The sequence below is a fragment of the Pedobacter sp. UBA5917 genome (genome assembly GCF_002432345.1).
Classification (GTDB): Bacteria; Bacteroidota; Bacteroidia; order Sphingobacteriales; family Sphingobacteriaceae; genus Pedobacter.
In genome coordinates this window covers 1-25,437 of sequence record NZ_DJDT01000135.1, presented here as the reverse complement: position 1 = coordinate 25,437, position 25,437 = coordinate 1, and the positions used below count along the sequence as shown (strand labels likewise).

18 protein-coding genes are annotated in these 25,437 nt (G+C 39.9%); 12 read left to right on the top strand and 6 right to left on the bottom strand.

What is annotated here, in order from left to right; translation table 11 throughout:
- Positions 1–7: 7 nt before the first annotated feature.
- Together B2V92_RS08300 and B2V92_RS08295 are read left to right on the top strand one after the other, a co-directional pair.
- On the top strand, positions 8–1,519 hold the full coding sequence (locus tag B2V92_RS08300; RefSeq protein ID WP_293306769.1) for a RagB/SusD family nutrient uptake outer membrane protein: 1,512 nt from the start codon (positions 8–10) through the stop codon (positions 1,517–1,519).
- A 164-nt stretch (positions 1,520–1,683) separates the two neighbouring features.
- Complete coding sequence (locus tag B2V92_RS08295; RefSeq protein ID WP_293306767.1) at positions 1,684–2,154, top strand: nuclear transport factor 2 family protein; 471 nt, start codon at positions 1,684–1,686, stop codon at positions 2,152–2,154.
- A 51-nt stretch (positions 2,155–2,205) separates the two neighbouring features.
- Here the strand turns inward: B2V92_RS08295 and B2V92_RS08290 are convergent, their stop codons facing one another.
- Together B2V92_RS08290 and B2V92_RS08285 are read right to left on the bottom strand one after the other, a co-directional pair.
- The gene (locus B2V92_RS08290) at positions 2,206–2,775 is read right to left on the bottom strand and encodes a DUF2911 domain-containing protein (protein WP_293306765.1); all 570 of its coding nucleotides are present in this window, start codon (positions 2,773–2,775) and stop codon (positions 2,206–2,208) included.
- A 113-nt stretch (positions 2,776–2,888) separates the two neighbouring features.
- Positions 2,889–3,074: a hypothetical protein gene (locus tag B2V92_RS08285; protein ID WP_293306763.1), complete on the bottom strand. Its 186-nt coding sequence runs from the start codon at positions 3,072–3,074 to the stop codon at positions 2,889–2,891.
- Between the two features lie 338 nt (positions 3,075–3,412).
- Here B2V92_RS08285 and B2V92_RS08280 point away from each other — a divergent pair, with 338 nt between their 5' ends.
- The 5 genes from B2V92_RS08280 to B2V92_RS08260 all read left to right on the top strand — a co-directional run bounded on the left by B2V92_RS08280 (position 3,413) and on the right by B2V92_RS08260 (position 10,848).
- On the top strand, positions 3,413–4,039 hold the full coding sequence (locus tag B2V92_RS08280; protein ID WP_293306761.1) for a TetR/AcrR family transcriptional regulator: 627 nt from the start codon (positions 3,413–3,415) through the stop codon (positions 4,037–4,039).
- Positions 4,036–5,355: a TolC family protein gene (locus B2V92_RS08275; protein WP_293306759.1), complete on the top strand. Its 1,320-nt coding sequence runs from the start codon at positions 4,036–4,038 to the stop codon at positions 5,353–5,355. The genes B2V92_RS08280 and B2V92_RS08275 overlap by 4 nt, the downstream gene beginning before the upstream one ends.
- An 8-nt stretch (positions 5,356–5,363) precedes the next feature.
- Positions 5,364–6,443: an HlyD family secretion protein gene (locus B2V92_RS08270; RefSeq protein ID WP_293306757.1), complete on the top strand. Its 1,080-nt coding sequence runs from the start codon at positions 5,364–5,366 to the stop codon at positions 6,441–6,443.
- Positions 6,444–6,452: 9 nt separating this feature from the next.
- Positions 6,453–8,000, top strand: a complete 1,548-nt coding sequence (locus tag B2V92_RS08265) for a DHA2 family efflux MFS transporter permease subunit (protein WP_293306755.1) — start codon at positions 6,453–6,455, stop codon at positions 7,998–8,000.
- A 262-nt stretch (positions 8,001–8,262) separates the two neighbouring features.
- Positions 8,263–10,848 (top strand): phosphoenolpyruvate carboxylase, encoded by a 2,586-nt coding sequence (locus B2V92_RS08260; RefSeq protein ID WP_293306753.1) that lies wholly within the window; start codon positions 8,263–8,265, stop codon positions 10,846–10,848.
- Between the two features lie 633 nt (positions 10,849–11,481).
- On the opposite strand, the gene B2V92_RS08255 is transcribed toward B2V92_RS08260, so the two are convergent.
- Genes B2V92_RS08255 through B2V92_RS08245 form a run of 3 tightly spaced genes read right to left on the bottom strand, consistent with a single transcriptional unit; the run spans position 11,482 to position 12,685 of the window.
- Positions 11,482–11,730: a DUF6952 family protein gene (locus B2V92_RS08255; RefSeq protein WP_010599336.1), complete on the bottom strand. Its 249-nt coding sequence runs from the start codon at positions 11,728–11,730 to the stop codon at positions 11,482–11,484.
- Positions 11,730–12,038: a thioredoxin family protein gene (locus B2V92_RS08250; RefSeq protein ID WP_293306740.1), complete on the bottom strand. Its 309-nt coding sequence runs from the start codon at positions 12,036–12,038 to the stop codon at positions 11,730–11,732. Before B2V92_RS08250 ends, B2V92_RS08255 begins: the two co-directional genes overlap by 1 nt.
- A gap of 14 nt (positions 12,039–12,052) precedes the next feature.
- Complete coding sequence (locus B2V92_RS08245) at positions 12,053–12,685, bottom strand: peroxiredoxin (protein ID WP_025141704.1); 633 nt, start codon at positions 12,683–12,685, stop codon at positions 12,053–12,055.
- A 413-nt stretch (positions 12,686–13,098) separates the two neighbouring features.
- Here B2V92_RS08245 and B2V92_RS08240 point away from each other — a divergent pair, with 413 nt between their 5' ends.
- A complete protein-coding gene (locus tag B2V92_RS08240; protein WP_293306725.1) occupies positions 13,099–14,121 on the top strand; it encodes an IS110 family transposase in 1,023 nt (340 codons plus the stop codon).
- Between the two features lie 119 nt (positions 14,122–14,240).
- On the opposite strand, the gene B2V92_RS08235 is transcribed toward B2V92_RS08240, so the two are convergent.
- Positions 14,241–15,533, bottom strand: coding sequence for a GH36-type glycosyl hydrolase domain-containing protein (locus B2V92_RS08235; protein WP_293306723.1), 1,293 nt, complete (start codon positions 15,531–15,533; stop codon positions 14,241–14,243).
- 361 nt (positions 15,534–15,894) lie between these two features.
- Here B2V92_RS08235 and B2V92_RS08230 point away from each other — a divergent pair, with 361 nt between their 5' ends.
- From B2V92_RS08230 to B2V92_RS08215, 4 genes are all read left to right on the top strand, one after another.
- Positions 15,895–19,041, top strand: a complete 3,147-nt coding sequence (locus B2V92_RS08230) for a GH92 family glycosyl hydrolase (RefSeq protein ID WP_293306721.1) — start codon at positions 15,895–15,897, stop codon at positions 19,039–19,041.
- A gap of 579 nt (positions 19,042–19,620) precedes the next feature.
- On the top strand, positions 19,621–22,722 hold the full coding sequence (locus B2V92_RS08225) for a SusC/RagA family TonB-linked outer membrane protein (protein ID WP_293306719.1): 3,102 nt from the start codon (positions 19,621–19,623) through the stop codon (positions 22,720–22,722).
- Between the two features lie 30 nt (positions 22,723–22,752).
- Positions 22,753–24,381: a RagB/SusD family nutrient uptake outer membrane protein gene (locus tag B2V92_RS08220; protein WP_293306717.1), complete on the top strand. Its 1,629-nt coding sequence runs from the start codon at positions 22,753–22,755 to the stop codon at positions 24,379–24,381.
- 80 nt (positions 24,382–24,461) lie between these two features.
- On the top strand, positions 24,462–25,437 hold a 976-nt coding region (locus B2V92_RS08215; protein WP_293306715.1), incomplete at its 3' end, for a glycosyl hydrolase family 18 protein.

Below are 25,437 nucleotides of genomic sequence, written 5' to 3'. Positions count from 1 at the left end.
TACTATCATGAACTATAAAAAATATTTACTTTTTGCGGGTTTCAGTATACTGGGCATTAGCGCCTGTAAAAAAGACTATCTTGATACGAAACCGACAGACCAGGTTGATAATTCTGCGCTGTTTACTTCTGCCGCAAATGCAAAAAATGCTTTAAACGGGGTGTACAGATATATGTACGAACGCACTACAACCGTAGTTTCTACAGCGGCACAGAACAAACCGGGTGTGGGCGGAATTATGCTTTACATGGATTTTATGGGCGAAGATCTGGGGATATCATCATCAAACTGGTATACTTCCGACGGTGGTTCGTGGATCAGTCACCGTACTGATAACAGCACCATGCTAGAGTATATGTACCGAACGTATTACCGCATTATTGGTAATGTAAATTACATTATCGATAACATTGATCAGGCCTCTGGCGCTGCTGCGGATAAGAATACGGTTAAAGCTGAGGCACTTACTTTGAGGGCCTATGCTTATTTTGGTTTGGTACAGCTTTTCGGCAAGCGGTATGATGCCGCTGCCAAACCCAACAATCAGTTAGGCGTACCGCTTTTACTAACTTCTACCGATACCAATAAACCAAGAGAAAGCGTAGAAAACGTTTATGCAGCAGTTGTTAAGGATCTTGAAACTGCCATCTCGCTTAATGCAACAGCTTCTAATAAAAGCCATGCAGGAGTTACAGTAGCAAAAGGAATTAGGGCGAGGGTTGCTTTGGTAATGCAGGATTATCCCAATGCAATTAAATATGCCAAGGAAATTGTGGATGCCAATCAGTATCCCTTATTGTCGGTTACTGATTATCAGAAAGGATTTAATGATGCCAATGGATTAGGCGAGTTTATCTGGGCTTCTATGCCAACACTCGATCAGGGAGATACCTTTGGATCGTATTTTGCGCAGATTGCCTATAATGCGAATACCAGTTTTATGCGTGCAAATCCAAAACGGATCAATTCGGCACTATACGGTCAGATCGCTGCTACCGATGTAAGGAAAAAGATGTGGGAACCGGCACCAACAACCGCAAATTTCCCGCTACCGGCTACAAATTTCTCCCGTCAGCCATACATGAGCCGTAAATTCTCTGTTAAAGAGGTTGGCGGACCATCTTTGGGTGATGTACCATTGATGCGTACTGCAGAAATGTACCTCATTTTGGCCGAAGCCTATGCGAAAACCCCTGGTAGCGAAGCTGCAGCCAGAACAGTATTGTTCAACCTGGTTAAGCAAAGAGACCCCGCGGCAGTAATTTCGGTAAACAGCGGACAGGCCTTAATTGATGAAGTTCTTTTCAATAGAAGAATTGAACTTTGGGGCGAGGGCCACAGGTGGCTTGATTTAAAGCGGTTAAATTTACCACTTGATAGAACGGTTGTTCCTAACTACGTTTCGGGCTCGGTTGCAGGTACTTTAACCATACCGGCAGGAGATGTGAAGTGGCAGTTCTTAATCCCTAGGGCAGAGATGGAAGCCAACTCTGGCATAACCGGACAACAAAACCCATAATATAAATGGAGATGATGTGGTTGCTTTAGCTGTTACTTAAAAGGCTAAGGCAGCTACATCATTTTTTAGTTTTATCACATTTTAGTTACCTCGCAATTAAGGTGTTATCGGCATATTATTATTCTGTAATCCGGCCGAACTTTGATAAAAAAACACCGACAATTATGAAACTAAAAGCTTTAGTGATTTTATTACTAGGTATTACAATCACCAATTATGCCATGGCTGCAGAAAAACCAACAGCAAGCCATAAATCAGTGATCAATTATTATATAGACAGCTATATGAATTCTGATTACAAGAAATTAAAAGCTGTTTTAAGTGATGATGCCATTTTTACCTCGAACAGAGATGTAAGGGTAATTAAGCATAAGGCAAGTGAGATACTGAGCCAATTGAAAAAGAATGAGGGTGTAGTACAGCGCGATTGTAACATCAGTTCTACCATTATTTCGGAAACCGATGCCCTGGTAATTGCACGTGTAGATATTAATTACGAATTGTTTGATGGCGCTCAGCAGAACTTTGTAGTGATCGAAAAAAATAACGATGGCGATTGGAAAATCACCAATGTTTACAAAGTATTTCTTTCAAACGAAAGCGAGGTCAAAAAGCTGGTTGCAACTTCCCGTTAAACAAAAAAGTCCTGGCCAAAACCGGGACTTTTTATTTTTCTATGTTTTTTCTTAAAAAACTATCGGTAATTCTACCTGCGTTTTATCCCAGCCAATTATCAGGTTTGCACCTTCGTTAAGCGGAGTAAAGGTTAACGAGAAATATTCGATCGGTTTAACCAATGTTTTCACCGGAACATTTACCCTTACAATATCTTTTGATTGATTATAGGTAAAAGCACCCCATTTATCGGTTTCGCTGTTTACAATAATCGTCCAGGTATCCTTATTGGGGATGGCAAACAGGCTGTAGGTGCCGGCCTTAATTTTTTTGCCACCAATGTTTACTTTTTTAAAGAAATGTACTTCTGTACTTTCGTTTGCGCCAAAGCGCCAAACCGTTCCGTATTGCTCTAATACACCAAAAATATCACGGCCTTTTTTCTGTGGACGTGAATAAACGATTTTTATAACCGGTTTTGTTGGGTCTCCGGCTTTAGCCTTGGGGGCATTAAGTGGAAAATAAACAATATCAGCCGGACTTGGGTCGGCAACAGGAAATTTTACTTCTGCAGCAACGGGCTGTTGAGCCTTGGCATTAAAGCAAAAAAGAGCGAAAACAATAATGAAGATATTTTTCATTTATAGTTTTTTGTTTTCTTTGGCGACGATTAACCATGATCCTATTGCCTAATCGGCAGGAATCACAATATTTCATGCGCTATGGAATTAAATAGGTAGAAAGCTAAAAGGAACTAGTATTTTCTTCCTTTTACAATAGCATTTAAAAATAAGCCTGCAGTTAGCAAACCAAAAACACCACCTAATAAAGCGAAAATATAGTTTTGCGTAATAATTGCTCCGGTTAAAACTCCGAAGAATAAACCTAAAGCATAATATAACCAGTTGAAATTATTGCTGCTGTTTTCTTGTACACTCATGTTTTTTGTTATTTGGAGGCAAAGTTAATATTTATTTTAAATTTTAATTTGTCAATCGCCCCAATAATGCAATTAATTATCCAAGTAAGGCTAATTTGTAATGGATATTAATCTGAGTTCGCTAATTGGTTTTCATTTGAGATATTTAATTCGCTTTAGTTTCAGTGGTCGTCACCCTGAATTTATTTCAGGCTCCATCGTGCTAAAGATGCTTAAATAAATTCAGCATGACGTTTGGAATAAATAAAAGATACCTTTTATCAAGATAATGTAAAAGAAGCATGCAAACATTTGGAAATTAATCAAACGATTGATTAATTTTGTGCTGTCAAAAAGAAATGAAAACAGAAAAAGTAGATAAAAGACAGGCCATTTTGGATGCAGCTGAAAAGCTGTTCTGCGAAACAGGCTACGAGGGAACTTCTACCCGTCAGATTGCCAAGGAATCGGGGGCGAATATGGCCATGATAAATTATTATTTCGGCTCGAAAGAGGGGGTTTTTGTGGAGATCATGAACGAGCGTATTGCAGGCTTTGCATCTCAGTTAAAAATCATCAACGAAGATAAAATTTCGGCATTGGAAAAATTGCATAAGGTTATCGAAGGTTATGTAAACAGGATCATGAACAACACGGCTTTCCATAAAATGATGCACAGGGAACTTTCGTTAACCCAAAGGCCCGAAATGTACGATAAGATTAAGGATGCCATGAGCCAGAACATGCAGCTTATCGACCGGATTATTACGGGCGGTATTGAGGATGGCAGTTTTAAGCAGGTAGATGTAAGGATGGTTATCGCCACCATTATGGGCACCATATCCCATATTGTTATTGCCCCACACAAAGTAATGTCATGCTCCAACTTCGATCTGAGTGATCCAAAAGACAAAAAAATTATTAAAGAGCGGGCCATAACCCACTTACAAGATCTAACAACAGTTTACTTAACATCAAAAAAATGATACCCAAATCAATTAGGTTAATGCTTGTGGCATCATTAGTTCCGGCGGCTTTATTTGCACAGAGCAGTAAGGAATTAAACATTAATCAAGCAATAGAACTTGGTATAGCCAATAGTAAAAATTTAAAACTCTCGCAGAACAAAATCGATCAGGCAGTTGCACAGCTGGCGGTTGTTAAAGATAACGCTTTACCTACCGGAAACGCGAGCTTTATGTACAACCACGCCGAAATCCCAACAACAACTTTTGCATTACCAGGTAGCGAATCGTCTTTCCGCCTACCGAAAAGAGCCGATGCTTTTGTAGGAACGGCAGCAGTGCAGGAACTGGTATATGGCGGTGGTAAATTAAAATATGCAAAAGAATCGACCAAACTATTGGCCGAGGTTGCCCGTTTAGATGGCGACAAAAACAAAGAGGAAGTTACCTATGCCGTAATCAATACCTATTATTCTTTATATAAGGTTTTGCAGAGCAGAAAAGTGGTTGATCAGAATTTAGAGTCGATCGCTGCCCAGATTAAACAGGCACAACGTTTCTTCGAACAGGGCATTGTAACCAAAAACGATGTGTTGCGCTTCCAATTGCAACAGGCAAATGTTACGCTAACGCAGATGGATATCGAGAGCAACCGTAAAGTAATCAACTATAACCTGGATATTCTTTTGGGTTTACCAGAAGATACAGAGGTTAAAATTACCGATCCAACACTGGGTTTAAAAACACCGGGTTCGTTAAACGAGTACATCGGACAGGCTTTGGCCAACCGCCAGGAGTTGAAACAACTTGATGTACAGAACAGGGTGGCCGATTTTAACATCAAAACCGTAAAGGCAAATACATTACCAACGGTTGGTATTGGTGCAAACCTTTATTACATTAACCCAAGCGGTAATTTTATTCCACCGGCAAATCAATATCTGATGCCGATTACTTTAGGTGCAACCGTTTCGTGGAATTTCGGAAACCTTTGGACAAACAAGCATAAGGTAAGCCAGGCAAAAATCGAGCAGAGCGAGATTACCATTCAGAAAGATATCCTGTCTGATCAGGTAAAAACCGATATCAACAAAAACTTCCAAAGTTACCAGGTGGCGATGAATAAAATCCAGGTGCTGGAAACTTCAATCGCCCAGGCAACAGAGAATGATAAGTTACTGGCATCGAAATACAAAAACAACGTGGCTTCGGTTACCGACCGCATCGATGCAGAAACCTTATTATACCAGGCAAAAATAAACTTAGAGATAGCAAAGGCAGATGCAGGTTTGGCTTACTATACACTATTAAAATCAACAGGAAAAATAACGCAATAAATACAGCAATGACAACTGAAAAGAAAAAAAAGAACATAGTAGTACCCATCATTTTAGGTGTTTTACTAGTAATAGGTATAATCTTCGGGATTACTGAATGGAATTATTATAGCAAACACGTAGATACGGATGATGCTCAGATTGATGGAGATATCAGTCCTGTTGTTGCCCGTGTTGGCGGTTATGTTAAGGATATTAATTTTGAAGAAAATACACGTGTAAGCGAAGGTCAGGTTTTGGTTAAACTTGATGATAACGATTACAAAGTGAAATTAGAGCTGGCACAATCTGGCCAAAAAGGCGCAAACGCTGGTGTAGGTGTTGCAGAATCGCAAATTGCCGCTACACAGGCCAATACCGGTACAGCAAAAGCAAACGTTGATGCTGCAAAATCAAATGTTCAGGCCGCTAATGTTAAAGTAAATTTAGCACAGAAAGATTATAACCGTTACGAGAACCTGGTAAAAGACGGTTCGATTACACAACAGGCTTTCGACCAGGCAAAGGCGAATAAAGAATCAGCAGAAGCAGCAAGGCAATCGGCTATCGCAGCATATCAGGCTGCGCAGGATCAATACAATGCTGCGGTTAAACAGGTAGGTACCACACAATCGCAATTGGCCGTAAGCAGCAATGTAATCAGCCAGCGCCAAAGTGATATCGATTTTGCTAAACTTCAGTTATCGTATACCGATATCAAAGCTCCGGCTACAGGTATTGTTTCTAAAAAGAATGTTCAAAAAGGACAATTGGTTCAGGCTGGTCAGTCTTTATTCTCAATCGTAAACGACGGAAGCATTTATGTAACTGCAAACTTTAAAGAAACCCAGTTGGAAAAAATCAAAGAAGGTTCTAAAGTAGAGATCGAAGTTGATGCTTATCCTGGCGAAAAAATTGAAGGCGAAGTGTATAATTTCTCTCCAATTACTGGTGCAAAAGGATCTTTATTGCCTCCTGATAATGCTACTGGTAACTTCGTTAAAGTTGTTCAACGTGTTCCGGTAAAAATTAAAATCCATCCATCAAAAGAACTGTTGGCTAAATTACGTCCCGGTATGAGCGTTAAAGCTTCAGTATCTACTAAATAATAAATAAAAATGGCCGAAGTAGGTTTAAAAAAGTGGATTATTACGTTTACGGTAATCACAGCTTCTTTGTTGGAGCTGATTGATACAACTATCGTAAACGTGGCAATACCACAGATACAGGGAAACCTGGGCGCCACCCTGGAGGATGTGGCCTGGCTTTCCACCGGCTATGCGGTAGCAAACGTTATCGTATTGCCAATGTCGGGCTGGTTGGGTAACCGGTTTGGCAGGAAAAATTACTTTCTTACCTCCATCATCGTTTTTACTCTTGTTTCCTTTTTATGCGGAAATGCCACCTCATTGAATGAACTTATTTTATTCAGGATCATACAGGGATTGGCCGGTGGTGGTTTAATATCAACAGCACAGGCTATCCTTATCGAAACCTGGCCACGTGAAGATGTGGGTATTGCAACAGCCTTATTTGGTTTGGGTGCAGTAGTGGGGCCAACTGTTGGGCCAACCATAGGTGGATATATCCTTGATATCAGTTCGTGGCCGTGGATTTTTTATGTGAATATTCCCGTCGGAATACTCGCGGCCTACTGTACATATTCCTTTGTGCGGGCCACCCCGAAAGAAGGGCAGGGTCAACCTGTCGATTGGTGGGGTATCGCGTTATTGGCTATTGCAGTAGGTAGTTTACAAACATTGCTCGAAAAAGGAGAGAGCGAAGATTGGTTCGCCACACCTTATATCACAGCTTTGGCTGCGGCATCGGTATTTGGCTTATTGCTTTTCATCTGGAGAGAAATGAGTACCGACCACCCCATTGTAAACTTTAAAATTATGCGGCACAGAAGTTTTGCCGTAGGTATGTTTACTTCCTTTATTTTAGGATTTGGTTTATACGGCTCGGTGTTTATCTTTCCGGTATTCTGTCAGAATTTACTGGGCTTTTCGGCACTGCAAACCGGAGAGTTATTATTCCCCGGTGGTTTATGTACCATTGTAATGATGCCTTTTATCGGTATTATGCTTAAAAAAGGTATCCCAGCGCAGTTTATGGCCACTTTTGGTATGCTGGCGTTCTTTATTTTCTGTTGGATGCTGAGTAAATCAACGCTTCAATCGGGTACCGGTGATTTCTTTTTACCATTGGTAATCAGGGGTGTGGGTATGGCCTTATTGTTTGTGCCTTTAACCACATTGGCCATCCAGGATTTAAAAGGACCTGAAATCGGTCAGGGTTCGGGTTTAAATAACATGATGCGCCAGTTGGGCGGATCGTTCGGTATTGCAGCTTTAACAACGTTGATCCACATCCGTTCAGGTTTCCACAGAAGCAACCTGTTAACCAATCTGAATGATTACAATCAATCGTTCGTTGATCGATTTAATGGTTTGATCCGAGGATTTATGGCAAAAGGACAGAGTTTGTTCGATGCCAAAATTATGGCTGCAAAAGCGATGGAAGGAATTGTGACCCGACAAACAATGTTACTTACTTATGACGATGCTTATTGGGTTGCCGGATTGATTATGTTGTTCTCAATTCCGTTACTTTATCTTCAAAAGTTTAAGAAAAACGCAAACATTCCGACAGATGTGCATTAAAATTTGCAAAGAAATAGCCTAAATAATGGCAAAAAACAAAAACAGCCGGTGTATTTTATTACATCGGCTGTTTTAACCCAAAAAATTAACAATCAATGCAATGCCCTTAAACATTGCAAATGTTCTTACTTCACTACATCGTAGCCAAATAAGATTCTAAAATTAAAATTTATTCTACAATTTTCCAAATTGTAAGCCTTAGAATTTTAATACCTTATGCATTTTTTGTAGTATTACGGTATACAAAACTATTGCATAAGCTATGCCCAAACTTCGTCTAACTACGCAACGAGAATCTATTTTCAATAATGAGGTAATCTCAAAATTCGAACTATTTAACAGCTTATTTCTCACCTTGCCTTTTTATAAGATTAAGGATACAGGAACTTTGCTCCCCTTATTTTTTAAAAGCTGTGAAGAAGGTATTGCAAACGGGGAGAAACCTGCGCAGATTATCGAGCAATTTTTTGCCAAGTATACCAGCTATACCGATAGAAAGGATATTGTAGACCTGCTTTTCCGCTTTATCCAGTATATCGAACGCCAGGTGGTACTTTTTGATGCCGTTGAAGATGCTTCGTTTACCAAATTAAATACCACTGATGAGCAGAGTACATTGGCATTTATTTTAAAGAAAAATGCTGATAATAAACCGGTACTGGCCAAAATTGAGAAACTGATCGACGAACTTTCGCTCCGTTTGGTTTTAACGGCGCACCCAACCCAGTTTTATCCGGGCAGCGTACTGGCCATTATTACCGATTTAACCAAAGCCATTAGGGATAATGATATTATTTCGATGAACTCGCTTTTGCAGCAGTTGGGTAAAACGCCGTTTTTTAATAAAAAATCGCCAACACCGGTTGATGAGGCCTTAAACCTGGCCTGGTTCCTCGAAAATACCTTTTATTTTGCTGCGGCAAACATCCAGGAAGAGATCGATCAGAATTTAGACGAATATAACCTGGAGACCAAGAAAATTTTAGAGCTCGGTTTCTGGCCGGGCGGCGATAGGGATGGTAACCCGAATATCCACGCCGATACCACTTTGGAGGTTTCTAAAATGCTGCGCCAGATCCTTTTCCGCTGCTACTATCGCGATTTTAGGGTAATTAAACGCCGCATTACCTTTAGGGGTGTTGAAGAAAATATTGCGAAACTGCACGATGTGCTTTATCAGAATGCCTTTGACCAGACCTGCGAACCGCACGATATTTCTGACGAATTAAGGGATAACCTGAACAGGATCAAAGATACTTTATTGGCAGAACACGATGGTTTGTTTGTTGATCTGGTGAACAACCTGATCCGCAAGATAGATTTATACGGCAATTACTTTGCGTCACTGGATATCCGTCAGGATAGCCGCGTGTTAAGAAATGTACATGCTTATTGCCGCGAAAATAAACCTATTTCTTCATTATACCCTGCTGATTACGACAAACTATCGGAAGCTGAAAAACTGAAACTGATTTCGTTTAAAGAAGCCACAATTGTTTACGCAAGCGAGGCCGATGCCTTAACAAAAGATACCATTGAGGTAATTAAAGAAATTAAAGGCATACAGAAACGCAATGGCGAAAAAGCCTGTCACCGTTTTATTATCAGTAACTGCCAGCAGGCAAGTGATATTTTACAGCTGATCGAACTTTTCCTTTGGAACGGTTGGAGCAAGGATTCGCTTACCATTGATTTTGTACCACTTTTCGAAACCGTTAACGATTTAAAAGGTGCTGCAGAGATTATGGACACTTTGTATAGTAATCCGTTCTATAAAGCACATTTGGCCAGCCGTGGTAATAAACAGGATATTATGCTCGGTTATTCTGATAGTACTAAAGATGGTGGTTATTTAATGGCAAACTGGTCTATTTTTAACGGTAAAACGTCACTTTCTGCTGTTTCGGCCAAACACAATATCCAATTGGCATTTTTCGATGGCCGTGGCGGTCCGCCTGCACGTGGTGGTGGTAAAACCCACCGTTTTTATGCCTCAATGGGTAAAGAAATTGCCAATAAAAACATGCAGTTAACCGTTCAGGGGCAAACCATCAGTTCGCAATATGGTTCGGTAGAAAGTGCCGAATTTAATATCGAACAATTGATCAACGCCGGTTTAACCTCCGGATTGAAAGAAAAACATAACGTACTTCTGGATCCTGAAAATAAAGCCGTACTTGATGAAATGGCCGAAGAAAGTTATAAAGCTTTCGTCGATCTGCGCGAACACCCATTATTTGTAAGTTATTTAGAGAAACTATCTCCATTAAAATTATTATCGCAGGCCAATATCAGTAGCCGTCCGGTAAAAAGAAACGGTGGTGGCGAAATGAAACTCGAAGATTTAAGAGCCATTAGTTTTGTAACCGCCTGGAGCATGCTTAAACAGAATGTACCTGGTTTTTATGGCATGGGAACAGCATTAAGTAGTCAGGAAAAGGCTGGCAACTGGGCTAAAGTGGTTAAGGTTTATGAAGATTCTGATTACCTGAAAACCATCGTTGATAACTGTATGATGAGTATGAGCAAATCGGACTTTGTAATTACGGCCCATTTAGCTAACGATAAAGAGTTTGGAGCATTTTGGACCCAACTACACAATGAGTTTAAATTAACCAAAGAGATGCTTTTAAAACTATCAGGACAGCCAACTTTAATGGCCAATTATCCGGTAGATAAAAAATCGATCGCCACCCGCGAGAAAATCATTCTGCCTTTGGTATTGATCCAGCATTTCGCTTTAGAAAAACTACAGCACGATCAGAACGAAAAAGATCAGCATGCTTTAGAAAAACTTGCGGTAAGAACGGTATTCGGAATTGTAAACGCCGGAAGGAATTTGGCATAATCTCGAAAAACGTTTGCGCTCGTTTCCAAACGAGTGCATAAATAGCAATACGATTCTATCGTTTGTAAACGAGAAACTATTCAACGCTCGTTAGAAAGGAGCGTTAGCGAAGGTTTAAAATAATCTATTCAAGGTCTGTGTCCGCACAGACCTTTTTTTGTTAGTCGGGATTTGCAATCCCGATTTAAGAGTAAAGGATTTGGAATCCTTATGAGTGGATTCTAAATCCACAGCTCAGAGGACGGGATTGAAAATCCCGACCAGCAGTCTCGTCAATTCGAGCGTAGCGCAGCCGAGAAACGAAGGGTTTTCTTTTATGGATTTTTACTGCGTTCAGAATGACAAAGCCCTGCCAACTAAACCTGATTGAACGAATGCCGATTTCTTCTATCGGCAGCAGGTAAAGCAGGATTGCAGGTGCCGATAGAAAACCGAACCTTGCTTTCCAAAAAAAATGATTCAGAGGTATTAATAGACACTATATCTTAATTGCATGAAAGATGCTGATCCCGAATCTTCGGGACAGCATGACGAGTAGTCGAAAAAGATGGTTTATAAACAAAAAATTCCCTGCAGATTTTCATCTACAGGGAATTCTATATTTCGAAAAAGCGGGATTAAAGCTTCAAACAGTTATCGATCAATCGAACCCATCACTTTTTGGCCGAAAGCATTTAATGCATCTTTTTCGGCAGCACCCTCGCTTACCATCTGGTGTACTTCTAAGGCACCGCAGATATTGGTAATCATTTCGCCAGCCACATCAACTTCGTGCTCGCTAACGCCTCTAAATTCGCAGAAAGCTTCTAACACCTCTAAAGTTGTCTCCAGTTGTGCCGGAGTGGTATTTTGAAACAATTGTCTTATAACCGGAATCTTCATTACTTTATCTTGTTAAATAGTTCAATTAAACCTTCTGCTTTGTTGGTTTGCACCTGATCTACCAAGCTGCCACCTTCAAAAGCTGCGAAAGTTGGTAAATTATCAACGTTTGCAAATTTGCGTGAGTTTGGAAGTTTTTCGGCATCAACAATTAAGAAAGCTACATCTCCATTTTCCGAAGCCAGTTTTTTAAACTTAGGTTTCATGATCCTGCAGTTTCCGCACCACGACGCAGCGTACTGAACCATCACCTTCGAGTTATCGGCCAGGTATTGTTGAAGATTATCTTCTGTTAATTCTAAAAACATAACGTTTTGTTTTATTAGTTAGCAGCTAAATATTCAGCTACACCAGTTCTGTTTGCGTTCATTGCTTCTTTTCCTTCTTCCCAGTTTGCAGGGCAAACTTCGCCGTGTTTCTGAACGTGAGCATAAGCATCGATTAAACGTAAATATTCTTTAACGTTTCTACCTAACGGCATGTCGTTAACACTTTCGTGGAAAACCTTACCAGTTTCGTCGATTAAATAAGTCGCTCTGAAAGACACGTTAGAACCTGAGAAAGACTCGTTTCCTTCTTCATCGTAGTTAACTTCCTGATCTAAAATATCAAGGATACCAGATAATTGTCTGTGGGTATCAGCTAAGATTGGATAAGTAACACCTTCAATACCGCCATTATCTTTTGGTGTATTTAACCATGCGAAGTGAACTTCGTTGGTATCGCAAGATGCACCGATTACGATAGTATTTCTTTTTTCGAATTCAGGTAAAGCAGCTTGGAAAGCGTGTAATTCTGTAGGGCAAACGAAAGTAAAATCTTTTGGATACCAGAACAATAACACTTTGCTATTTTTGTTTACAGCCTCTTCAAATACATTGATTTTCAAGTCATCACCCATGTCTGACATTGCATCAATACTAACACTTGGGAATTTTTTACCTACTATTGCCATAATTTTTTGTCTTTAATTTTGTTGGCACAAAGGTAAGGCTAAAAGAGGAGTCAATCAACCCCGATCCACTAATTGTTAATTGTATTTATTGATAACGATATAGATGAAAACTATATTGTTTGGATGAGATATAGCGGGGTTCTATTTTTTATAAAAAGGTCGTCCTTTAGATTTGTCTTGATCTTTTATTCAAGGATTATAACTATTTATTTTGCTTAATTATTAATCAGATTACCTAAATCGGTAGCGGCACATTAAAATGTCGTCAAGGTTTTATGCCTAAGAGATGATGCAATCCGCTACCGTTTTTTCCCTTAGTGACCAGATAACAATTAGGGTATTTCCCATTATTAAGGACTAGGATCGATGGGGTAAAAATTTAGGTAACTATTGCAAACATAAAAAATAACAGGATGATTGTCGTTACAAAATTTTTTATCGGGATCGATGTTTCCAAACCCCACTTCGATGTTGCATTGATGGCCGTTGTAAACCATGTGAAACAGGAGATGGAAACTGCACGCTTTGACAACACAGCATCAGGAATAACACTGTTTGAGAAGTGGCTGAAATCGCACAGGCTTACATTCAATGAGGATTGTCTGGTTGTGATGGAAAATACCGGGATCTATCACCGTTTGCTATGGACTTTCTGCAGTAGTAGGAACCTGCCCATTCACATCGGCAATGCCGCCCATATCAAATGGAGTTTTGGGATAGCCAGGGGCAAAAACGATAAGATAGATAGTATCCGTTTATGCAATTATGCGTTTAAGGAGGCGGATGAACTAAGAGCTACAGCGGCCTTGGATCCCGAGCTGATCCTGTTGAAAGATCTCATATCAGCGAGGACAAAACTGCTAAAACAAAAGTCTGGTATTAGCATCTCGGTAAAGGAACTGGGTAATGTTAATGGGAAAGAGCATCAGAGACTAATTGAGAAAGCACTTAAAAATGCAATTGATGGTATAGTCAAGTCAATCAAAAACCTCGAAGATCAGATCAAAAAAATCATTAACGGAAATCAGTATTTCAAGCAGAATTATAAACTGTTGATCAGTATTCCCGGTATAGGGCATGTTACAGCGGTGTATTTGATTGGCTGTACGGGGAATTTTGTTGGGCAGCCTAGCGGAAAAGAACTGGCATGTTATGCAGGGGTTGCTCCATTTGAACAGACCAGTGGTATAAGTATTAAAGGTAGACCTAGGGTGCACCGCATGGCCAATAAAGAACTCAAAAGGCTACTCCATATGTGTGCATTATCATTGATACAGCACAATCAGGAATTCAGAGCATATTATGATAGAAAAAAAGCTGAAGGGAAGCATAGCATGAGCATAATTAATGCAATTAGGAACAAAATAGCACTCAGAATTGCAGCAGTTATTAAAAACCAAGAAAGCTATAAAAACAACTATAATATTGCTGCTTAAAATTTGTTTTTATCATAACAATCATCTCGACTGAAGCGCAGCGAAACGGAGAGATCTATCTCGAGACAGATTTCTCGACTGCGTTGCACTTCGCTCGAAATGACGAGAACTTGGATAACCTACTTCTTTTTCTCCAATTCTGTTATCGCCGTCCACAATACGCCGGCTTCTCCCCTGAAGCTCGAAGAACCCATTGGTTTATTATCTGGCGTATACCACTCATAAAATCCATTGTTTTTAACTACCCTATCCAACATTGGTGTTAAAGCTTCTTTGGCTTCTGCCAGCAGGTTATAGCGGATTAGCTGGCTAACCATACGTCCTCCAAACCAGGTCCAATCGCCCCCATTTTGGTAAGAATACGGTCCCATTCCCTTATTTTCGAACGTACCCAAAGGATAAACCGGATAAATGGTAAGACCAATTGTTGCAGCATGGGCATCAGCCACGTTTTTTTGCATCCGCTGGTAAGCTTCTTTCACCTGTTTTTTGGTTAACAAACCAGCTTCGATGGCAACAGCTGTACCGCCATGATAATAAATTTTTGATTCATCGAACGATGCCGGAAAAGGTGATCCGTTTAAATAAATATGCGGGATGTACTGCTGTGCTTTTTCATCCCATAAATATTTGTTGATATTCTGTCGGATGTTATTGTACACTTTCTTCCATTTACCTGCTTCACTGGCATTTAAATCAGCAATGGCAATAAAATCTTTTATAGCGATCAAAAACATGGCATTATCATAAATGTCGATTGCCCGATGCGTATTTTCATCTATTACAACGCCCCAGCTATGTTCAGGCTGTACATCGCCCCAATCAACAGTTGTTGCACCCCAAAGTAAGCCGTGTTTTTCATCAAACCTGTTTTTCAACAGGAAATCGAGTGCACGCCCCATCTGGTTTTTGACGGTTAAACCTGCAACTTTATCGGTTAAAATACTTTTATCGCCCGTACTGCGAATGTACTTTGCAACAGCCTGGACTAAAGAAGTCTCCTGATCAGTTTCTACAGTATTTTTATGCCCGAGATACTCATCTGTCAACTCAGATTTATAAAACTTACCGTATATAGTGGCTTTACTTGTAGGGATGTAACCGTCCAAAATAGCCCCATCAGGTTGCTGAAACTGAAAAAATGTAATCAGGTGTTTTCTGATCTGCGATTTATCGTTCACCTTACAGCTCAGTTCGATAAAGGTATTTAAATCCCTGATCCAAACCTCACCATAGCCATCGCCTGCTGTAAAACCCCTTTTAATCAGTTCTTCGGCCATGGTTTTTACTTTATCCATTACCGCTGGTTGTATGTTTACTTCCTGCTTTTGTGTACCAGGGTTTTCCTGCGCAAAAGATATACCGGGCAGTGCAAGTCCTAATAACGTTGCCAATGCAATATTTTTTTTCATATGGATGATATTATTAAATCTAATCATTTGGTTTTATAGCTGTTTTTTATCTGTTCGAAATTTATCATGCGCAACCGGGCATAAAGTGCTGGCATGTGAGATGGTATCCCTAGGATGAAAAATATTGGCTAGTTTATATGTACAAACATATACACATTTATTTAAATTACAAATAGCTGTAACAAAAAATTTATTTAGTACATATGGTCTGACAAATCAACTATTTATCAGTCAAATTAGTGAATAAAAGCAGCTTAAATACATTTTAACGTTTTTAATTTTGATTATAATTTTTCACTTTATATGTTTGTACATATTAAATCGTTTTATAGCGTAACCCATGATATCATCCCCCATTAGTATGAATAAATTTAAAGTCCGTTTTGCCAAGCTTTTATTCGCCGTATTTGCCACCATCAGTTTTCCCGCTTTAAGCATCGCACAAAATAACCTGGTATGGAAAATAGGCGACAAAGACAATAAAACGGATGGCTTCGCTTTGGCACCAGGAAATTATCAGCAGTTTTTAGCAAAGGATTTTGGCTGGGAAGACCGTTACTATCTGGTAGGGAAATCAAAACCTGCTACCGATTGGCCTTACGTACTGCCCGGTACGGCAGATGGCTGGGGCGGAACCGGCCCTACTTCGGGCATACGCTCGCACCAGCTCAATATACTGTTTGATCTAAAACCATTTAAACCTACAGAGAAGTTCCGGTTCATTACCGATATATTGGCATACAATGGAAAAAAGCCACCCTTATTTAAGGTTATCATCAATGGAAAAGATTTTAAATTCCACCTTCCAGCAAACGAAAAAGACAAGGGAATTTATGGAGATACCAATGATTTAAAGGCAGAAGTGTATAAAATCGATATTCCGGAAGGTTTGTTACACCAGGGCGGCAATACCATTACATTAACCATACTGGAAGGTTCGTGGCTGGTATTTGATGATGTGAGACTGGAGGGAAAAGCAGAATTACATCCATTGGCCTCACAGGATTTATATGTTAGAAATGTAAAAGCAGCCAATTACACCTTATCCAAAAATGGTAATAAAATACAGCCTTTATTGGTGGATATTGAACATCTGGACAATAAACCTTCCATTTCGATAAAAATCAATGGAAAAACTGTACTTACGAGCCAGATTGATACCGGTCGTTATGTACTGGAAGCACCTATGCCTGTAGCCAAACAGCCTAAAAAAATGGCCTGGCAGGTAATATCTGTAGGTAAAATCATTGCTGAGGGTACGGCTATGGCTTCGGATCAACCCCTGAAAACAAGTGCAGGATATGCTGATACCAAAATCGGCACAGCGCACTCAAGATGGATGATTGCCCCTGGTCCGTGGATGCCTTTTAGCATGGTTAAATTAAGTCCCGATAACCAAAACCCCGGATGGATGGCCGGTTACGACCCAACAATTGAAAGCATAGGTACTTTTAGCCATATCCACGAATGGACGATGGCAGGCCTGGGCATGATGCCTGTAAATGGTGATATTAAATATCAGATCGGATCGCAGGAAAATCAAAACGATGGCTACCGCTCCGATATTGATAAAAGTACTGAGGAAGCACCTGTTGGATATTATAAAGTGATGCTCAAAAAATATGGCATCAAGGCTGAACTAACTTCAACAACCAGGTGTGGCTTTCAGCGTTATACATTTCCACGGTCAAAAGATGGCAGGGTAATGATCGATTTAAAAGTTCCGGCAGAGTACGACTATAAGATCAAAAGCTTTCAGATTAACCAGGTGAGCAAGCGCCGCATAGAAGGTTATAGCGTACAGCATACAGCCAACGCATGGTCTGGAGGCGTAGATCAGGATTATACCGTCAATTTTGTGATCGAATTTGATCAGGATATCAAAAAAATAGGTGGATGGATTAATGGGAAACCTGTAACCGGAACCAACCTAACAGGTACAGCAGTTGATGGTGCCGGCATGTACGCAGAATTTGATACACGGACGAATAATGTAGTACAGGCACGCTCAGGGATTTCGTTGGTGAGTATTGAAGGTGCATCGCGCAACCTTAACGAAGAGGTAGAAAAACCTTTCGGCTGGAAATTTGAAGCCGTACGTGCTGCACATGTGGCTACCTGGAACAAATTAATGGATAGAGTGGCTGTTTCATCAGATGATAGCCGCGAAAAAACCAGGTTTTACAATAATATGTACCGTGCTTTATGCAGCCGGAACACCTGGAGCGATACTGATGGCTCGTGGATTGATGCAACAGAGCAAAAAAGGAAATTTGCCAATGCTAACGATGTGGCTTTGGGCTGTGATGCCTTTTGGAACACCTTTTGGAATTTAAACCAGTTCTGGAATCTGGTAACGCCTGAATGGTCGTCGAGATGGGTTAAATCGCAATTGGCCATGTACGATGCCAATGGTTACCTGGCAAAAGGACCGGCAGGTATGGAATATATCCCGGTAATGGTTGCCGAGCACGAAATCCCGCTTATTGTTGGGGCTTATCAGATGGGAATCCGTGATTATGATGCCCAGAAAGCTTTTTCGGCCGTTTACAAAATGCAGACCCAACCTGCAGCAACAGTTGGCAACGGCCGTGCCGGTAATGAAGATCTGTTACCTTATCTGAAACATAAGTATGTACCTTATGATCAGGGGCGATTTAGCAACAGTTTAGAATATGCCTACGATGACTGGACGGTGGGCCAGTTTGCCAAATCGCTTGGAAAAAACAAAGAATACACCGAGTTTTCAGATCGCGGCAACTGGTGGAAAAACGTGATCGATACCGTTTCGGGTTTCGCCCGTATGAGAAAATCAGATGGTTCATGGTTCCCGGATTTCGATCCTTTTAAATCTGGTGCGAACGAGCATTATGTAGAGGGAAATGCCTGGCAGCTTACCTTTTTTGTTCCTCAGGATGTACAGGGGCTAGCCAGAATAATCGGAAAAGATAAATTTGTCGACAGATTAAACTGGGGTTTTAACGAAAGTTATAAATGGCGTTTTAATGCCCCCAACGATGCTTATTGGGATTATCCGATTATGCAGGGCAACCAGCAATCGATGCACTTTGCGTTCCTTTTCAACTTCGTACAAAAACCTTGGCTCACCCAAAAATGGAGCAGGGCAATTATCGACAGGTATTATGGTTTTGATATTGCCAATGCCTACCTCGGCGATGAAGATCAGGGACAGATGAGTGCCTGGTTTATCATGGTATCGTTAGGACTTTTCCAAACCGATGGCGGTTGCAGTACCAATCCACAGTATGAAATCGGAAGTCCTTTATTCAGCAAGGTCGTTATCGATCTCGGTAATCAATATGGCAGAGGAAAATCATTCACCATCGAAGCTAAAAATGCCTCAAGGGCAAATAAATATATCCAAAGTGCAACATTAAACGGTAAAACGTTAAATACTTTTTCTTTCCCAAGTTCAGAATTGTTAAAAGGTGGTAAACTTAGCCTGGTGATGGGAAGCGAACCGAATTATAACTGGGGTGTTAATTAGTTTTTGTGGTGTCAGATGTCCCGTCCGACGTCTAATATTAAAATACATACTCTAACGCAAGTCTTAGTGCCAAGGCCAAAAGCCGTAGGCCGAGTTGTGCTTAAAAAAGTTCTTACGTGGTGTCAGATGTTCCCATCTGACACTGTTCTAAGCTGAACACAATTCAGTTTTCATTTTTGTTTTGACCACCTAAGCCACCTGAGAGCATCTAAGTTAATTCCATTAATTTTTATGCTGTCATCCTGAACGCAGTGAAGGATCTTTTGACAAGTTTAGTCACGGATTCTCATTTTGTCAGTGCTAGTGGTTCATCACTAACAGATGCTTTGCTACGCTCAGCATAACAACTTTCATATAAAAAATACTACTGTTTTCCGTGCCTCCGTGGCTAAAAAAAAAGCCATTTTCTGCCTTTGCGTGATTCTATACACCGCAATGAAAAAAAAATAAAAATAATTCAATTTCCTTGTAGGCAATTTCTGTAAGCAAAATACTCTTAACAATAAACCTAATGGATGGAAATCCCAAAGGTTGGCAAACAATTAACCAAATACTTATTCAAAATTATTCATAATGAATATGAAAAAATCTCTACAGCTCACATGCTTATTGCTTTACGCATCAGCAGGTCTGTATGCAGCTACTCCAGTAGATCATTTTAAACGGGCAGTTTCTTACCATTCGGTTTATCAGGATGTGATTAAAGGAACGGTAAAAGACGAAACCGGTGCCCCCCTTCCCGGCGTAACCATTACCATAAAAGGTGCCCAGGGTGGAACACAATCCAATAATTCGGGTCAATACAGCATTGCAGCTAAAACCGGTGATGTTTTGGTGTTTTCGTTTATCGGTTACCAGAGTAAGGAAGTAACAGTTGGTACACAAACTACACTCGATGTAACTTTAGGTACTGATTCTAAAAACCTGGAAACTGTTGTAGTAACGGCTTTGGGTATTAAAAGATCAGAAAAATCTGTTACTTATTCTACGCAACAATTAAAAGGAGAGGAATTAACAAAAGTTAAAAGTACAAACCTTGCAAACTCATTAAACGGTAAAGTTGCCGGTTTAACCATTTCTTCCAGTTCTTCAGGCGTGGGTGGTTCGGCGAAAGTAATTTTAAGGGGTTCAAAATCATTGGTTGGAAGCAATCAGGCATTATACGTAATTGATGGCGTGCCAATGAATAATACAGTAACCAATCAGCCGGGAAGTGCATATGGAGGCACCAACTCTTATGATGGTGGTGATCCGATTTCTAACCTCAATCCCGACGATATCGAAAATATTTCGATATTAAAAGGTGCTTCGGCTGCGGCACTTTACGGTAGTCAGGGAGCTAATGGGGTTATTATTGTAACTACAAAAAGTGGGAAAGAAGGCAAAACAGAAATTAATTTTTCGTCGGGTGCTTCATTTGATGAGGCTGCTTTTAAACCCGAGTTTCAAAATTCTTATGGTGTTTCAGATCAGTACAAAAGCTGGGGTGCTGCAACAACAGGATCGAATGATAACCTGAAGAGTTTTTTCCAAACCGGAACAAATTACACAAATTCAATTAGTTTGTCTGCAGGTTCAAAATTAGCACAAACTTACATTTCTTATGCAAATACTACTGCGCGTGGTATTCAGCCGAATAATAATTTAACCCGTAATAATTTAAATTTTAAAGAAGTCGGTCATTTTTTCAATAACAAACTTACGGCTGATGCAAGTGTAAATTATGTAACGCAGAAAATAGAAAATTCTCCGCTTGCAGGTTTTTATTTTAACCCACTTACCGGCTTGTATCTATTTCCAAGAGGTGTAGATATTACTCCGTACAAAAATGGATACGAATCTTTAAATCCGTTAACGCTATTAAACGAGCAAAACTGGATTGCAACGAGTCGTGCAAACGGTGTTCAAAGCTTTAGCGAAGATACACAGCAAAATCCATGGTGGATTGTTAACCGCAACCTGAATACCCTAAATAGAAATAGGATTTTATTAAACGGAAATTTAAAATACGAAGTAAATTCATGGTTTAATATTCAGGCAAGAGGAAGTATTGATAGAATAAATGATATCTACGATCAGAAATTGTATGCCGGAACTTCACAGTATCTTGCCAAGGCAAATGGCGGTTATTCTTATTCGAATAGTGTAAATGTTCAGAAATACGCAGATTTATTGGCGAATTTTAACGGATCTATCAGCGAAAAATTTAAAATAACCGGAGTAATTGGTACAAGTATCAGAGATACTAAAACAGAGGGAAATCGTTTTGCTTCATCAGGTGATGTCGGCCTAATTTATCCAAATGTTTTTACCCTTCAAAACTTAATTACCGACCCTTCTTCAACCGGAGATCTTGAAGAAAACCATACACAATTCCAATCTATATTTGCCAGTGCAAACCTTGCATATAACGAAGCCTTATATCTAGATGTAACTGCCAGAAACGATTGGGCATCACCTTTAGCCTTCACTAAAAAAGGGGTATCGTATTTTTATCCTTCTGTTGGTGCAAATGCTATACTTAGCCAATTATTCAAATTACCAAAATCGATCAGTTTTGCAAAAATACGTGCTTCATATGCTGAGGTGGGTAATGCACCGCTGGCTTATCAAAGCAGACAACCTTTGGCAACTATCGGAGCCGGGGGCTTAACACCGCTTGGATCGGTTTCTCCATACTCAGATTTAGCTCCTGAGAGAACAAAATCTATCGAAATCGGTACAGAATGGAGATTTTTCGGTAATAAATTAGGGTTAGATTTTACCTACTACAAAACCAATACACATAATCAAACCTTACTGATCGCTGCGCCAGAAGCTTCATTTTATGGTACAGCCTACTTAAATGCCGGAAATATCCAAAATCAGGGTATCGAATTTGTGGCTAGCCTAAACAATATACTTAATAGTGAAAACCTTAAATGGAATTCATCGGTAAACTTTGCAATGAACAGAAATAAGGTAATCGAATTGTCGCCAACTGTAAATAAAGCAATTTTATCAGGTGCATCGGGTGCTAACTACCAATCAGTTGCCAGTGTAGGTGGATCATTTGGTGATATTTATGGTAAAACGCTACAGCGCGATGCTCAGGGCCGGATTATGATTGATGCTGATGGAAAACCAATTGTTCAGGGTGGCGACTTTACGTTCTTAGGAAATCCAAATCCAAAATGGCAATTGGGCTGGAACAACAATTTCACCTATAAACAAATAAACCTATCTTTTTTAGTTGATGGAAAATTTGGTGGAAAAGTAATGTCGGTAACTGAATCGATGTTAGATTCTTATGGTGTCTCGAAAGCCAGTGGCGATGCCCGTTTGGCTGGAGGTGTTAGTGTTAACGGTGTGAGCCCTACAGGTACACCTGTTAGTACTGTTGCTGCGGATAAATGGTATCAAACTGTAGGCGGTAGAGAAGGTGTATCGGGCGAATATATGTACAGTGCAACAACAGTACGTTTAAGAGAAGTTGCATTAGGTTATACTTTCGATATTAAAAATAGTTTTTTACGTGCACTGAAACTTTCATTAACAGGCAGAAACCTAATTTATTTCTACAAGAAAGCTCCTTATGATCCTGAGTTGACCATGTCTACAGGAAATGGCCTTTCGGGTGTAGATATATTTATGCCACCGGCAACACGCAGTTACGGAATCAGCTTAAACGCTAATTTTTAATCAGGTTTTAACCATAACATAATAATAATCATGAAACGTATTAATTTCATATCCAAATATATCTTGTCAGGGATGCTTATTCTTTTTGCTACTTCCTGTAAAAAGAATTTTGAAGAATACAACACCAGCAATTTAGCTGTAGATATCAACATGGAAACCACATTTAAACATATACAAATGGGGGTTTACAATTTCTCTGGTGGCGGCGACCCCAATTCTTATCAATTGCAACAAAATTTAAACTCCGATTGCTATTCAGGCTATTTTATGAGCCAGATCAATTTTGCAAGCGGTAACAATAATTTAAATTATGCTTTAGTATCAGGTTGGAATACTGAACCTTTTAAAGTGGGCTATCTGGATATTATGCGATATGTTGATATTCTTAAGGGACAAGAGGTTAATACCAAGTACCCTGGAATTTGGGCAATTGCGCAGATTTTAAAAGTAGAGGGCATGCACCGTGTAACGGATATTTATGGCCCTATCCCATACACTAAAGTTGGTCCGTTAACAGATGGTGCAACCGGTGTACCTTACGATAGCCAAAAAGATGTATACAATAACTTTTTTGCTGATTTAGATGCTGCCACTGCAGCACTAAAAACATTTATAGCAGGTGGTAAATCTTTACCTTTCGATTTTTCAAAAATGGATCTTGTATATGGCACGAACAAAGGTACAGAATTCGAAAACTGGCTACGTTTTGCAAATTCCCTTCGTTTAAGATTAGCCTTAAGGATCGTAAAAGTAGATCCTGCCTTGGCTAAATCACAGGGAGAAAAAGCTTTAGATCCGGCAAATGGTGGTGTAATTACCGATAATAACCAAATTGTTAGGGTAAGTGTACCAAATGGCAACTTCAGTAATCCTTTGGTTTTTATCTCACAAAACTGGGCCAATATCTGCATCGGTGCATCTATCCAAACTTACATGAGCGGGTATAACGATCCACGCATTTCAAAATACATGGATAAATCAACTGATGACGCTTCCAACGGTCAATATAAAGGTATCCGTATCGGATCTGATGTGGGTGCTTTCAAATATGAAAAATATTCTACACTTAACTTTAAAGATGGAACACCATCGTATACTTTAAAAACTGCGCCGGTATTAATGACTGCTGCCGAAGTATATTTTTTACGTTCGGAAGCTGCGTTAAGGGGCTGGAATAATACGAATGGTACCGCTCAAGCCCTTTATGAGCAAGGTGTACAAACATCATTTGCACAATGGGGTGTTAATGCAACTGCATATTTGGCAGATGCAACAAGTACACCTGCGGCTTATGTTGACCCTTTAAACGCTGCAAATAATGCACCTGTACCATCAACAATTACTGTTAAGTGGGACGAGAGTGCAGGCAATGAACAAAAACTGGAACGCATTATTACCCAAAAATGGATAGCAAATTTCCCGGAAGGACAAGAGGCATGGAGTGAATTCCGCAGAACAGGATATCCTAAATTATTGCCTGTTGTTAAAAATAACAGTGGAGGTTCTATTTCAACTACGGTTCAGATTAGGAGATTGCCATTTTCTCAGAACGAATATAGCACCAACCGTACTGAAGTACAAAAAGCAGTTTCATTGTTATCAGGACCAGACAACGGAGGTACCAGATTATGGTGGGATTTAGATAAAGCAAATTTCTAACACACAAATACCCCAGGTAGGATAGCGCAGGTTATCCTACCTTTTTTATATCTAACCAATTTCTAACCAAAATTTAAACTATGAGAAAACTAACCGTTTTCGGCGTATTGCTGTTAACAGCTTTCGCCTTGTTGTACGCTTGTAAAAAAGCCAATTCCGAAAAAGAAAACAACTTATCAGCTACCATAGGCAGTGCAAGGGCCGTTACCAACGCTTCTGCATTAGCCTTAACAGGCCCATTTATGACAGCCTATGTAGAGGTAAACAGCAACAATTTTGTTAATCCTGGCTGTTACACCTATGGTGCTTCCGCAACCCAGTTATTTGGCGTTTCTGTAATTTTTGCGGCAAATATCAATTCTGTAAATGGCACCCCAACCCTTTCTTTCAATCCACAGGTACAGGAAACCTTAAATTCTGGCAAAGTAGCTTACCTAAAATCGTTGGGAATAAAAGTGGTGCTAGATGTTTTGGGCAACCATCAGAATGCAGGTTGGGGCTGTTTTACCTCTTACGCACAAGCTGATGCCTTTGCTATTCAATGTGCCAATGCAGTACAGCAATATGGTTTGGATGGAATCGATATCGATGATGAATATTCTTCCTGTACAGCAAACGATGGCTCGCTTGTACTCGCAGCAGCTGCTTTAAGGGCGAGGTTGGGTACTGATAAATTGATTACCATGGCAGCTTTTAATCAGGCAAATTATTTTAATTCGACCTATAACAATCAAAAATTAGGTGATATTTTAGACTATGTATTTGAGCAAACCTACTTTTCTTCTAATTACGCAGGCCGTTTACAACCATACATTAATGCTGGTGTACCAAAAAGCAAATTAGGTTTAGGTTTCGATCTGGGAAATAACGATCAGGTTGCAGTAGCCAATTATGTAAAAAACAACGGCTTGGCTAGTGCGATGGTATATAATGTAGCCAACAATTCGCAAAGTAAGCTGTCTGATATTTCTACCGTACTGTATGGATCTGCCACTGCCGTAAAACCAAACTGTATTGATGGTAATGGTGGTACCGTAACTCCTGCCGGAAACCGCT

Coding starts and splice junctions, on each gene's coding strand:
- B2V92_RS08275 (WP_293306759.1), top strand. CDS start 4,036: ATGATACCCAAATCAATTAGGTTAATGCTTGTGGCATCATTAGTTCCG.
- B2V92_RS08265 (WP_293306755.1), top strand. CDS start 6,453: ATGGCCGAAGTAGGTTTAAAAAAGTGGATTATTACGTTTACGGTAATC.
- B2V92_RS08230 (WP_293306721.1), top strand. CDS start 15,895: ATGAATAAATTTAAAGTCCGTTTTGCCAAGCTTTTATTCGCCGTATTT.
- B2V92_RS08250 (WP_293306740.1), bottom strand. CDS start 12,038: ATGTTTTTAGAATTAACAGAAGATAATCTTCAACAATACCTGGCCGAT.
- B2V92_RS08255 (WP_010599336.1), bottom strand. CDS start 11,730: ATGAAGATTCCGGTTATAAGACAATTGTTTCAAAATACCACTCCGGCA.
- B2V92_RS08285 (WP_293306763.1), bottom strand. CDS start 3,074: ATGAGTGTACAAGAAAACAGCAGCAATAATTTCAACTGGTTATATTAT.
- B2V92_RS08235 (WP_293306723.1), bottom strand. CDS start 15,533: ATGAAAAAAAATATTGCATTGGCAACGTTATTAGGACTTGCACTGCCC.
- B2V92_RS08290 (WP_293306765.1), bottom strand. CDS start 2,775: ATGAAAAATATCTTCATTATTGTTTTCGCTCTTTTTTGCTTTAATGCC.
- B2V92_RS08280 (WP_293306761.1), top strand. CDS start 3,413: ATGAAAACAGAAAAAGTAGATAAAAGACAGGCCATTTTGGATGCAGCT.
- B2V92_RS08240 (WP_293306725.1), top strand. CDS start 13,099: ATGATTGTCGTTACAAAATTTTTTATCGGGATCGATGTTTCCAAACCC.
- B2V92_RS08220 (WP_293306717.1), top strand. CDS start 22,753: ATGAAACGTATTAATTTCATATCCAAATATATCTTGTCAGGGATGCTT.
- B2V92_RS08225 (WP_293306719.1), top strand. CDS start 19,621: ATGAAAAAATCTCTACAGCTCACATGCTTATTGCTTTACGCATCAGCA.
- B2V92_RS08300 (WP_293306769.1), top strand. CDS start 8: ATGAACTATAAAAAATATTTACTTTTTGCGGGTTTCAGTATACTGGGC.
- B2V92_RS08260 (WP_293306753.1), top strand. CDS start 8,263: ATGCCCAAACTTCGTCTAACTACGCAACGAGAATCTATTTTCAATAAT.
- B2V92_RS08270 (WP_293306757.1), top strand. CDS start 5,364: ATGACAACTGAAAAGAAAAAAAAGAACATAGTAGTACCCATCATTTTA.
- B2V92_RS08245 (WP_025141704.1), bottom strand. CDS start 12,685: ATGGCAATAGTAGGTAAAAAATTCCCAAGTGTTAGTATTGATGCAATG.
- B2V92_RS08295 (WP_293306767.1), top strand. CDS start 1,684: ATGAAACTAAAAGCTTTAGTGATTTTATTACTAGGTATTACAATCACC.